This window comes from Stutzerimonas decontaminans, from assembly GCF_000661915.1.
GTDB lineage: Bacteria > Pseudomonadota > Gammaproteobacteria > Pseudomonadales > Pseudomonadaceae > Stutzerimonas > Stutzerimonas decontaminans.
Genome location: NZ_CP007509.1, coordinates 1,553,376 through 1,565,362, shown reverse-complemented (window position 1 = coordinate 1,565,362; position 11,987 = coordinate 1,553,376). Strand labels below are relative to the sequence as shown.

Genomic DNA, 11,987 nt, shown 5'->3' with positions numbered 1-11,987 from the left:
ATGAAAACAATCAAGCGCACCGCCCTGCTCGCCTTCTGCCTGGCCGCAACGTTCGGCCTCAACACTGCCTACGCGCAGAGTGAGCACGATGGTCATCATCCCGCCAACGCGCCAGCCGAACAGGCCGCGCCGCAGGCCAACCAGCCCAAGCCCGGGCAAAAGCAGGGCGACATGATGCAGGGCATGGACCACGACAAGATGCAGGACATGCACGACCAGCACATGGGTTCCGGCCATATGGATCACGGCAGCATGGGCAACGGAAAGATGCAAAAGGACATGCCAAAAGGTCCCGAACAGGGCAAGCCGAATGATCAATAAGACACTGCCCGTCGCCATCGCCCTCGCCCTGGCTGCGACGGCGAGCCAGGCGCAGCAGGCCATGGATCATTCCGGGCACGCCGGGCACGCAGCGCCAGCGGACCACAGCCAGATGGATCATGGGCAGATGGATCACAGCCAGATGAACCATGAGCCCGTGAACCAAGGCGGCATGGATCATCGCGATCACAGCAGCATGGATCACAGTTCAATGGCTCACCCACCGGTCACCGGCGTTGGGACCGGACAGGAGCCGCGCACGCCAATCCCTACGATCAGCGATGCTGACCGCGCCGCGGCATTTCCCGACCTGCCGCCTCATTCTATGCACCAGGGCGGCAGCAATTTTCTGTTCCTCGCCAACCAGCTGGAATGGCAGGACGCCGATGAAGGCAGCACGCTGGCCTGGGACATTTCCGGCTGGTATGGCGGCGATATCGACCGCCTCGTCTTCCGCTCCGAGGGTGAGCGCACCAAAGGCCACACCGAGGAGGCCGAACTGCAGCTGCTCTGGAGCCACGCCATCGGCCCCTGGTGGGAAACCGTCGCCGGCGTTCGCCAGGACTTCAAGCCTAGTTCGCCACAGACATGGGCCGCCTTCGGCGTGCAGGGCATGCCGCTGTTCGGTCTGGAAACCGAAGCCACAGCTTTCCTTGGCGAGGGCGGCCAGACGGCGCTGCGCCTGGAGGCTGAATACGACATCCTGCTGACCCAGCGCTGGGTACTGCAGCCGACCGCGGAGCTGAACCTGCACGGGCGCAACGACGAAGCGCGCGGCGTCGGTTCCGGCCTCAGCGACGCCAGTGTCGGTCTGCGCCTGCGTTACGAGATAAGTCGTCAGTTCGCGCCTTATGTCGGCGTCAGCTGGGGCCGTGCCTACGGCAATACCGCTGACCTGCTGCGTGCCGATGGCGAAGACGTCAGCGAGGCGAAGTTGGTGGCCGGTATTCGATTCTGGTTCTGAGCGGCCACTCCAGACACGTCAGCGCTTCGCCTCGATACGAGCGACCCGCTCTAGCCAGTCAGATTCCAGGCGGGGCTGGTCGGTATCCATGTTCCGCGCCTCCATCGCCTCGCGGTGACGATCAATTTCGGCAACCGAATCGCTGAGGCCGCTGGAATTACCGTCGAGCCGATGCATCTGCGTCAGCCCCACGTGGTAGAAGCGCAGCAGCTTCATCGCCTCTGGATCGCCCGCACTTACGCCTGCCTTGACCTGGTGCATCATGTTGGTCACACGCATCAGGCTGCGCTTGAGCTGCCAGCCGTACACCGCCGCCGCCATCCACGGCTGCTGCCAGTACAGCCACCGGACGACTCCGATCGTCAGCACCAGTCCGGCCACGACGCCAATGATGTTCAGCCGCAGGTTGTCGCCACCGGGCTCACCGAACAGCGCCACGGCCAGGGTAGCCAGGCCCATGGCAAGAGCGGCGAAGGTCACGGCGACGATCAGCGTGCTGCGCCGGGTCTGCTGGCGATAGGTTTCGGGGCTGAGCGGAACGATCTCGAATAGCACCACGGGGCGATGTCCTTGGCTGAGGCAAAAGATGAGCGGCGGCCATTATCACCTCAATCGCCGCGCGGTGACTGATGCAGGGCAGTTTCTTCCGCAACCCGGCTATGCTGGGCCCGCCCCAAACCGGAGAATCCCATGCGCCGCCTAGCCAGGCCCGCCGATCAGCAGCGGGTCTACGACATCTACATGCACCCGGACGTGGTGCCCTATCTGGGCTTCGACCCCATGCCGCGCGAGGCTTTCGGCAAGGTATTCGAGCCGCTGTTCGAAAGCGCCAGCTTCTATGTCTTTGAAGAGCACGGCGTGGTCCAGGGCTTCTACAAGGTGCAGCGCCATCTGGGCCGCGCTGCCCATGTGGCCTACCTCGGCACCCTTGCCGTCGCGCCCGAGGTCAAGGGCAGCGGCCTGGCACGGCGGATGATGCAGGAAGCCATCGACAAGCTGGCGGCCAGCGGCATTCGGCGTGTGGAGTTGACTGTGGAAGCGGACAACCCGCGGGCAATCGCCTTTTACGAGTGCTTCGGTTTCGTCTACGAAGGCACGCAGCGCGCCGCCTACAAGCGCAGCAGTGACGAAGGCTTCGTCGACGAACTGATGTATGCCCTGCTGCTGGGACCCGAGCGGGCCCCAGCGTAGGTATTGCGTCGTTCGTCAGCCCTTGAGCTTGCTGGTGATCTTCGCCACGTGCTCGCCCTGGTAGCGCGCGATGGCCAGTTCCTTTTCCGAAGGCTGACGCGAGCCGTCGCCGCCGGCGATGGTCGTGGCGCCGTAGGGCGTGCCGCCGTTGGTTTCGGAAATGTCGAAGAACTCGCTGATGCCATAACCGGTCGGCACGATAACCATGCCGTGGTGTGCCAGGGTGGTCCAGGTCGAGGTGATGGTCATCTCCTGGCCGCCGCCGGTGCCTGTCGAGGCGAACACGCTGGCGACCTTGCCATGCAGCGCGCCCTTGGCCCACAGGCCGCCGGTGCGGTCGAGAAAATTGCGCATCTGCCCGGACATGTTGCCGAAGCGGGTGGGCGTGCCAAAGATGATTCCGTCGTAGTCCGGCAGCTCGTTCGGATCAGCGATGTCGGCCGGCTGATCGACCTTGCCGCCGGCATTGCGGAAGGCGTCTTCGGGCATTGTTTCCGGCACACGCTTGATGGTCACCTCGACGCCTGGCACGCGACGCACACCTTCAGCCACGGCATTGGCCATCGTTTCGATGTGGCCGTACATGGAGTGATAGAGCACGAGAATCTTCGCCATCTTGCTTTCCTCTTTCGGTGGGTGAGTTTGAATAAAGTTTTGGATGGGATAACGCGCCAGACGGGTCGTTCCGACAGCAGGCGTCAGAGCGACTCGACCAGGACAACTTCGCTGTCTGCCACGGCCCTGATGCTCAGCCGTGTCTCATCACGCACGGCCACGCCATCGCCGGCAGCGACCGCGAGTCCGTTAACCTCGATCTGGCCGCTGGCCGGCACCAGGTACACCCGGTGCCCCGCGGCAATTTCGTAATCGGCGCTCTGCCCTGCTGCAAGCGTAGCCGCCGCCAGCCTGGCTTCAGCACGAATCGGCAGCGCTTCGTCATCGCCAGGCATGCCACTGGCGAGCGTGACGAAGGCACCGGCGCGCTCGCCAGTGGGGAACTGGCGAGTACCCCAGGCCGGCGGCAGGCCGGTCTGCTGCGGGTGAATCCATATCTGGAAAATGCGCGTTTCCACATCCTCCAAGTTGTACTCGCTGTGCACGATGCCGGTGCCGGCGCTCATTACCTGCACATCGCCGGCGACGGTACGGCCGCGGTTGCCGAGGCTGTCTTCGTGGGTGATGGCGCCTTGGCGGACATAGGTGATGATTTCCATGTCCCGGTGCGAGTGCGGCTCGAAGCCCGACTGCGGCGCGATGCTGTCATCGTTCCATACGCGCAGACGACCCCAGCGCATGCGCTCTACGTCGTGATATTCGGCGAAGGAAAAGTGGTGGCGCGCGTTCAGCCAGCCGTGCTGCGCATGGCCAAGCTGGGCGTAGGGTCGTAGTTCGATCATCTCGCTCTCCGCATTCGGGTCACCGGGGCGCTCCCGGTCAACGAGCGAAATGATCCATTCAATCAGATCTAGAATGTTTGCAATTTTCAGCCAATAACTATCGATTAGATCGATATCTACATAAATGAACTGGCTTCAGCGAAGTGACGTTACGGCTAATCTCTTGCCCGTAGCGCTTTTACCTGCCACAAAACGCTCCCCTCTCTCAGCTTTCAGGAAGCGCATGAATGAACGATGAATTGCTGGTCGAAGACATCCAGCCCGGCGACGGCAAAGCGGTGGTCAAGGGCGCGCTGATCACCACCCAGTACCGCGGCACGCTGAGCGATGGCACGCTGTTCGACAGTTCCTATGAGCGCGGCAAGCCATTCCAGTGCGTGATCGGCACCGGCCGAGTTATCAAGGGCTGGGACATCGGATTGATGGGAATGAAGGTCGGCGGCAAGCGCAAGCTTTTCGTCCCGGCTCATTTGGGCTACGGCGAGCGCCAGGTTGGCGCGCATATCCCACCCAATTCGGATCTGCACTTCGAGATCGAGCTGCTGGAAGTGCTAACGCGAGACGACTGATCAGCCTTTCTGGCGACCCCTGCGGGCCGCCAGAAAGTCGCGCGTATCAGGCCTCGCCGGCGAGGTTCGGGCGGGCCACACCGTGGGGATACTGTTCCCGATAGCGAGCCAGCCAGTCGGCACCGGCTGGATCTTCCCAGGCATGACGATGCAACAGCGCCATGCCATCCGGATCGTTCAGCAGCCGCCAGCGCGCCGCCTCGGCATCCGCGCCGTCCGGGCCGGCTGCCAACACCTGACCGAGACGCTGCTCGCGCAAGTGTTCGGCGCCGCTGACCACCTTGGCATGCCGCGCACGCGCCATGGCACAGACCAACGCGTTGTACAGCGGATCGACCACCGCTACGAGAAAGCCTTGGCGCAAGGCAACCGCCTGGTTCTGCTGCTGGTACAGATCGGTATTGGCCAGCTCGGTGGGCGGTGCGTATTCCTCAGGGATCAGGAACAGCTTGCTGCGCCGTGCGGCCAGACCGAGGCCGGTACGGCTGGTGATCACCGACACCGGCGCTGACAGGATCAGCGACACCACGATCGGCGCCAGCCACCAGAGAAAGGCCGCATCCAGCCAGGCGACCAGGGCCGTCCACAGCACACCGATGACGATCTGCGAGCCATGCCGGCGCAGGGCTTCCCCCCAAGGGGTTGCGTTATCGCCGCGCTGCGGCGAGTTCCACTGCACCGACCAGCCGAGGAAGGCCGCAGTGACGAACACGCTATGGAAGAGCATGCGCACCGGCGCCAGCAGCACCGAGAACAGCGTTTCGATCAGCATCGACAGCACCAACCGCAGCCGCCCGCCATAGGCCTGGGCGCCCTGGATGCAGACCAGCAGCACACTGAGCAGCTTGGGCAGGAACAGCAGCGTCATGGTCGCCGAGAACAGCGCGATGGCCTCTTGCGGATGCCAGCGCGGCCACAACGGGTAGAGCTGGTTGGGCTGCAGGAAGTACTCCGGCTCCATCAGCGTATGAATCGCCAGCAGGCCGGTGGACAGCAGCAGGAAGAGGAACCACAGCGGCGCCGACAGGTAGGACATCACCCCGGTGAGGAACACCAGGCGATGCACCGTGTGCACACCGCGCACCATGAACAGGCGGAAGTTCATCAGGTTGCCGTGGCACCAGCGACGATCGCGTTTGAGCTCGTCGAGCAGGTTGGGCGGCAGCTCCTCGTAACTGCCCGGCAGGTCATAGGCGATCCACACGCCCCAGCCGGCACGGCGCATCAGCGCCGCTTCGACGAAGTCGTGGGAGAGGATCGCCCCGGCGAACGAACCGGTGCCGGGCAACGGCGCCAATGCGCAGTGCTCGATGAACGGCTTAACGCGAATGATCGCGTTGTGACCCCAGTAATGCGATTCGCCGAGCTGCCAGAAGTTGAGCCCGGCAGTGAACAGCGGGCCGTAGACACGCGTGGCGAACTGCTGCAACCGCGCATAGAGCGTATCCATGCCCGAGGCCTTGGGCGCGGTCTGGATGATGCCGGCATTGGGGTTGGCCTCCATCAGTCGGACCAGGCTGGTCAGGCATTCGCCGCTCATCACGCTGTCGGCATCCAGCACCACCATGTAGCGGTAGCTGCTGCCCCAGCGGCGGCAGAAATCATCGATGTTGCCGCTCTTGCGCTTCACCCGCCGCCGCCGGCGCCGGTAGAAGATATGGCCGAAGCCATCCACCGCGCGGCACAGCTCGACCCAGGCCTTCTGCTCGGCAACGCAGGTATCCGGGTCGTTACTGTCGCTGAGCACGAAGATGTCGAAGTGCTCGAGGTCACCGGTCGCCTTGAGCGACTCGTAAGTCGCGCGCAGGCCGGCGAACACCCGCGGCACGTCCTCGTTGGCGATTGGCATCACCAGCGCCGTACGCGCCTCGGCGGGGATCGGTTCGTTGCCCGGACTGCTGGCCGAGATGCTGTAGCGGTCCTTGCCGCGCAGCAGCTGGAAGAAGCCCATCAGCGCGGTCCAGAAACCCACCGAGACCCAGCAGAACAGCAATGCGAAGAGCAGCAGGATGCTCGTCTGCACTACATAGGGAAGGATCTGCCGGGCCGACTCGGACAGCGGCTGGACGAAGACTTCCTGCATGTCCACCAGAAACCAGCCCTGATACGGCAGCACCGCCTTCATCTGCCAGGTGGCGAATGCCGTCTGCCCGAGCATCAGCAACAGCAGGGCCGCACGGCGCAGGGCCGCGACCCGACGCCAGCGTGCCTCATCGAGCGGCTGCGGGCTGGGCTCGAAGTGCCGCCGCGGGGGCGTGCGACCCAGCATCCGTCGCCAGCCGCGGCGCAGGATATTGGTGTGCCAGGGCTCCGGCACCATGCGCGTGCGCACGATCGGCGGAGTCGACTGCACATAGGCGCGCCCCTGGTGATCCTCGGCGATCACCCCAGCGCGGTCGAACAGATCGCCCCAACCCAGGCGCAGTCGGGCCACCACCGAATCCAGCAGACGGCGCGACACGCTGCGCTGCGCGGCGGTCTCGCCAGACAACTGGTCATGCAGCGCGAGCAGGCCACCCTGCTCCGCCACCTGCCGGTATCTGGCCGGCTCCTCGGCGTCATTCAGCGCCAGGCCATCGCAATAGCCATCGGCAACGCCGTTCATTGCATCCTGCTGTTCATTCATGGGGCGGGATCTGATAGGTCCAGGTTTCGGAAAGGGTCTTGTCACCATCGACCAGCGCGGCACGCATCTCGACCGGTCGCGCCGGGTCTCGCACTTTCAGCCGCAGCGTCAGACGCCAGCCCTTGGTGACGGTGTTGTAGCGCAGATTGTTTTCCACCAGCTCGGCGTTGTCGTCGATGCTTACGCGAGTGGTCACTGGCGCATCCTCGGCGAGCTGCTCAAGCACCGGGCCGACGAAGTCCACGATCAGCGCGGTGCTGCCGTCCGGCTGGCGGATCAGGTTGGCTTGCTTGACGTCACCTGCCGAAACGCGGGTCTGCTGCACCCAGGCCAACTGCGGGTCGTGCAGGCTGGGTTCGTCCATGGAGAAGTGCAGGCGATATTCCAGATCCAGCGGTTGGCCGGGCTCCGGCTGCTTCTCGGGTGACCAGAACGCGACGATATTGTCGTTGGTTTCGTCAGGCGTCGGGATTTCCACCAGCTCGACGTGGCCCTTGCCCCAGTCGCCACGGGTCTCGACCCAGCCGCTCGGGCGCAGCTCGTAACGGTCGTCCAGATCCTCGTAGCGGTTGAACTCGCGGGTGCGCTGCATCAGCCCGAAACCACGCGGGTTTTCCACGCTGAAGGCACTCACCGCCAGACGCTTCGGATTGTTCAGCGGGCGCCAGAGCCATTCGCCATTGCCGGCATGGATCGCCAGCCCCTCGGAATCATGCAGTTGTGGCCGGAAGTTAAGCGAATCGCTGGGCTGATTGGCACCGAACAGGAACATGCTGGTCAGCGGCGCAATACCGAGCTTGCCGACTGGCTCGCGGAGAAACACCTTGGCCTGCACATCCAGCGTGCTGTCCTTGCCTGGCGTCAGCACCATGCGATAAGCGCCGGTGGCGCGCGGCGAGTCGAGCAGCGCGTAGATCACCAGGTTGCGCCGATCAGCCTGCGGCCGCTCGACCCAGAACTCACGAAAGCGCGGGAATTCCTCGCCAACCGGCAGTGCCGTGTCGATCGCCAACCCGCGCGCGGAAAGCCCGTACCACTGGCCCTTACCGACTATGCGGAAGTAGCTGGCGCCAAGCAGGGTCATCACCTCGTCCTGCTTGTCCTTCTTGTTCAGCGGATAGAGCACCTTGAAGCCGGCGAAACCGAGCCCTTCCAGGGCGGCAGGATCAATCTCGACGCCATCGAACTGGAACATCGCCGGGTCGTAGCGGATCTCGCGAACGTCCGTGGCAGTGATTTCGTTGATCCGCACCGGCGTGTCGAAATGCATGCCCTGGTGATAGAACTGCAGGTGGAATGGCGTCTCAGCATCCTTCCAGTAGGCATGCTCGGGGTTGAAGCGCAGCCGCTGGTAATCGGCGAAGGCCATCTTGCGCAGCTCCGCGGGCAGGTTGCTGGCTGGCTCCTCATAACCGCTGGCGGCCAGGGTTTTCGCCCGTTCGGCCACATCATCGAGCCCGAATGCCAGCGCGTTGCCGGCCAGCAGCATGCACAACCCGCCGGCCAGCCCCGCCAGCATGCGTGCCGACTCAGATCCCGTCTTCCACTGAAAAATGCGTAACACACCGCCTCCGAATTACAGGTTTGTGCAGAGTCCGCTCTGCTTCGCTGTGGTTTGGCTGCATACAGCCTAGCCGGTCACACCGCTGCGCCAACAAACGCACCGGCAGGCACGCTGCATACAGGATATTTCTTACAACAACTCGAAACGCTCGCTGAGCACCGACCGCGAATCGAGGCCCAGCTGGACCTCGAACTCGCCAGGTTCCGCCACATGGTCGAGCCGAGCGTCATAGAATTTGAGATCGGCTTCGCTCAGCACGAAGCGCACCACCTGCGTCTCGCCAGCCTCCAGCATCAGTTTCTTGAAGCCCTTGAGCTCTTTGACCGGGCGTACGCTGGAGCCAACCAGATCCTGCAGATAAAGCTGCACGACCGTTGCGCCGGCACGCGCGCCGATGTTCTTCACCGTTACGCTGACCTCCAGATTCTGATCGCGTTTCAGCGCACGCCGTGAAAGCTGCGGTTTTGACAGCTCGAAATCGGTGTAGCTGAGGCCATAGCCGAATGGGTACAGCGCGCCGTTGGGCTCTTCGAAATATTGCGAGGTGTAGTTGCCCGGACGTCCTTCGACGTAGGGCCGCCCCAGCCGCGGGTGGTTGTAATAGGTCGGGATCTGGCCGACTGAGCGCGGGAAGGAGATCGGCAGCTTGCCGGACGGGTTGTGCGCGCCGAACAGCACATCGGCTATCGCATGGCCGCCCTCGGTGCCGGCGAACCAGGTTTCCAACACCGCATCGGCGTGCTCCTTGACCCAGCCAAGCTGCAACGGCCGTCCGTTCATCAGCACCACCACCAACGGTTTGCCGGTGGCGACCAGTGCTTCGAGCAGCGCCTGCTGGCTGGCTGGCAGCGCAAGGCTGGTGCGGCTGGACGATTCGTGGGACATGCCTCGCGCCTCGCCCAGTGCGGCAACGATGACATCGGCCTCGCGCGCGGCGCGTACCGCCTCGTCGATCATCGCCTGCGGCGGCCGCGGGTCCAGCGAGACTTCCGGGCGGTCCCAGTTGAGGAAGTTCAGGTACTTGATCATGCCGGTATCGTCGGTGACGTTCGCACCGCGGGCATGGATGATCTGGCCGCCCTTGCCGACAGCCGCTTCCAGCCCCTGACGCAGCGTCACCGTCTGGGCTGCCACACCGGCTGCCGACCAGCTGCCGAGCATGTCGACGTGGGAATCGGCCAGCGGCCCAACCAGCGCAATGGTCGCGTCCTTGCGCAATGGCAGCGTCTGCTCGCGGTTCTCCAGCAGCACCAGCGAGTCGCGTGCCACTTGCCTCGCCGCCTGGCGATGCAGGCGGCTTTCGGCATTGACCTCGACCGGGTCGTCCGCTGCCTGGCCGATGCGGCGATAGGGATCATGGAACAGCCCGAGGTCGTACTTGGCGCCGAGCACGCGACCGACTGCCTGGTCGATCAGTTCGACCGGCACCTCGCCGCGCTCGACCAGCCCGGGCAGTTCCTGCAGGTAGAGCGAGTCGTGCATGCTCAGGTCGATGCCCGCCTCGATCGCCAGGCGCGCGGCCTCGCGGCCATCGCGAGCGACGCCGTGGCGCAGCAGTTCGTCGATGGCGCCGTGATCGCTGATGTTCAGCCCGCGGAAGCCCCAGTCGTCCCGCAGCAGATCACGCAACAGCCAGCGGTTGGCACTGGCCGGCATTCCGTTGACGGTGTTCAGCGCCACCATCACGCCGCCAGCGCCGGCGTCCACAGCCGCACGGTATGGCGGCAGGTAATCCTGATGCATGCGCTGCGGGCTCATATCGACCACGTTGTAATCGCGCCCGCCTTCCACCGCGCCATACAGGGCGAAGTGCTTGACGCTGGCCATCACGCTGTCTGCAGCGGAGAGACGCTCACCCTGATAGGCGCGCACCAGCGTGCCGGCGATCTGCGAAACCAGGTAGGGATCTTCGCCGAAGCCTTCCGAGGTGCGCCCCCAGCGTGGGTCACGGGTGATGTCGACCATCGGCGCAAAGGTCAGGTCCAGGCCGTCGGCGCTGGCTTCGATGGCCGACACGCGACCGCTCAGGGCAATCGCCTCGAGGTCCCAGCTGGAGGCCAGGGCCAGGCTGATGGGGAAGATGGTGCGGTGGCCGTGAATGACGTCATAGGCGAAGAAGATCGGGATGCCCAGACGGCTGCGCAGCGCAGCATCCTGCATCGGCCGGTTATCGGTTCGGGTCACCGAATTGAATGTCGCGCCGATGCGCCCGGCGGCGATTTCTTCGGCGATCCGCTCGCGCGGCATGTCGCCACCGATGCTGATCAGGCGCAACTGGCCGATCTTCTCCGCCAGCGTCATGCGCTCGAGCAGGGTTTCGATCAGCGCCTGGCGGTCATCCAGCGGCAATGCCGGCGGCGCCGCAAAGGCGAACGAACTCATCGCACCGGCAAGCAGGACAAACGGCAGCAGCCCTTTCATCATCACGTTTCGCAACCCCGTTGGTTTGAATCGATCAGCCACACACAGGCACACCCATCGCGCCGGCCGAGGGCCGCCCGCAATGCATGAAGATAGTTATTTAAAGTTCGATGGTGCCGTCGAGAAAAAGTACGGCCTGCCCGGCCACCATCACACGATCTGCCTCGACCCGACAGTGCAGGATGCCGGTACGAGCCGAGGCCTGCAGCGCCACCAGTTCGTTGCGCCCCAGCTGCCCTGCCCAGTACGGCGCGAGTCCGGCGTGAATGGAACCGGTCACCGGATCTTCGTCGCCACCATTGGCTGGCCAGAAGTAGCGGGAGACGAAATCCTGCTCGCGCCCCGGTGCGGTCACCACCACATCCAAAGGCGCCAGTCCGCGCAGTGCATCGAGGTCGGGTGACAATGCACGAACCTGCTGCTCGTCTCGATAGACGGCGAACCAGGCCTGCTGGCTGCGCAGCACCGCTTCCGGTTCGCATCCAAGTCCCTGCAACAATGCCGCCGGCGGTTCGGCAACCGGCTCCGGCGCGCGGTTGGGGAAGCTCATTTCCAGCAGGCCGTCGGCCCGACGCTGCACGGTCAGATCGCCCACGGCCGCAGCGCGGAAAACCAGCGGCGCCTGGGCCAGGCCCTGCTCCAGCAGTACGAAGGCGCTGGCCAGGGTGGCGTGGCCACAGAAATCAATCTCGGTAAGCGGCGAAAACCAGCGGATATGAAACGCCCCGTCCGCTTCACGTACGAAGAAGGCGGTTTCGGAAAGGTTGTTTTCGGCGGCGATGGCTTGCATCAACTCGTCCGACAGCCAGGCTTGCAAGGGGATCACCGCTGCGGGATTGCCCCGGAAACGTTCAGCGGTGAAAGCATCGACCTGGAACATCCGCAATTTCATGGTTTGCACCCTGTGCACGGTCAAGCGACCGCCGCCTACTCT

Annotated in this window: 11 protein-coding genes; 4 read left to right on the top strand and 7 right to left on the bottom strand. The window is 64.2% G+C overall.

Annotated features, from left to right (window positions below; genetic code table 11):
• Both UIB01_RS07330 and UIB01_RS07325 read left to right on the top strand, forming a co-directional pair.
• Entirely contained in the window at positions 1-321 is a 321-nt protein-coding gene (locus tag UIB01_RS07330) for a hypothetical protein (protein WP_038658292.1), read from the top strand.
• Complete coding sequence (locus UIB01_RS07325) at positions 311-1,285, top strand: copper resistance protein B (RefSeq protein WP_038658289.1); 975 nt, start codon at positions 311-313, stop codon at positions 1,283-1,285. The genes UIB01_RS07330 and UIB01_RS07325 overlap by 11 nt, the downstream gene beginning before the upstream one ends.
• Positions 1,286-1,303: 18 nt before the next feature.
• On the opposite strand, the gene UIB01_RS07320 is transcribed toward UIB01_RS07325, so the two are convergent.
• Positions 1,304-1,843 (bottom strand): DUF3087 domain-containing protein, encoded by a 540-nt coding sequence (locus UIB01_RS07320; RefSeq protein WP_038658286.1) that lies wholly within the window; start codon positions 1,841-1,843, stop codon positions 1,304-1,306.
• Positions 1,844-1,975: 132 nt separating this feature from the next.
• Here UIB01_RS07320 and UIB01_RS07315 point away from each other — a divergent pair, with 132 nt between their 5' ends.
• The gene (locus UIB01_RS07315) at positions 1,976-2,476 is read left to right on the top strand and encodes a GNAT family N-acetyltransferase (protein WP_038658283.1); all 501 of its coding nucleotides are present in this window, start codon (positions 1,976-1,978) and stop codon (positions 2,474-2,476) included.
• 15 nt (positions 2,477-2,491) lie between these two features.
• Here UIB01_RS07315 and wrbA read toward each other — a convergent pair whose 3' ends face one another.
• On the bottom strand, positions 2,492-3,091 hold the full coding sequence (gene wrbA, locus UIB01_RS07310) for an NAD(P)H:quinone oxidoreductase (RefSeq protein WP_038658280.1): 600 nt from the start codon (positions 3,089-3,091) through the stop codon (positions 2,492-2,494).
• 83 nt (positions 3,092-3,174) lie between these two features.
• A complete protein-coding gene (locus UIB01_RS07305) occupies positions 3,175-3,873 on the bottom strand; it encodes a pirin family protein (RefSeq protein ID WP_038658277.1) in 699 nt (232 codons plus the stop codon).
• A 227-nt stretch (positions 3,874-4,100) separates the two neighbouring features.
• On the opposite strand from UIB01_RS07305, the gene UIB01_RS07300 reads away from it, so the two are divergent.
• Complete coding sequence (locus tag UIB01_RS07300; protein ID WP_038658274.1) at positions 4,101-4,442, top strand: FKBP-type peptidyl-prolyl cis-trans isomerase; 342 nt, start codon at positions 4,101-4,103, stop codon at positions 4,440-4,442.
• Positions 4,443-4,488: 46 nt separating this feature from the next.
• Here UIB01_RS07300 and mdoH read toward each other — a convergent pair whose 3' ends face one another.
• The 4 genes from mdoH to UIB01_RS07280 all read right to left on the bottom strand — a co-directional run bounded on the left by mdoH (position 4,489) and on the right by UIB01_RS07280 (position 11,933).
• On the bottom strand, positions 4,489-7,047 hold the full coding sequence (gene mdoH / locus UIB01_RS07295; protein ID WP_038658270.1) for a glucans biosynthesis glucosyltransferase MdoH: 2,559 nt from the start codon (positions 7,045-7,047) through the stop codon (positions 4,489-4,491).
• Positions 7,048-7,060: 13 nt separating this feature from the next.
• Positions 7,061-8,587: a glucan biosynthesis protein G gene (locus UIB01_RS07290; RefSeq protein WP_038658267.1), complete on the bottom strand. Its 1,527-nt coding sequence runs from the start codon at positions 8,585-8,587 to the stop codon at positions 7,061-7,063.
• A gap of 174 nt (positions 8,588-8,761) precedes the next feature.
• Positions 8,762-11,053 (bottom strand): beta-glucosidase BglX, encoded by a 2,292-nt coding sequence (bglX, locus tag UIB01_RS07285; RefSeq protein WP_038665492.1) that lies wholly within the window; start codon positions 11,051-11,053, stop codon positions 8,762-8,764.
• 100 nt (positions 11,054-11,153) lie between these two features.
• On the bottom strand, positions 11,154-11,933 hold the full coding sequence (locus UIB01_RS07280) for a PhzF family phenazine biosynthesis protein (protein ID WP_080695057.1): 780 nt from the start codon (positions 11,931-11,933) through the stop codon (positions 11,154-11,156).
• Positions 11,934-11,987 lie beyond the last annotated feature (54 nt).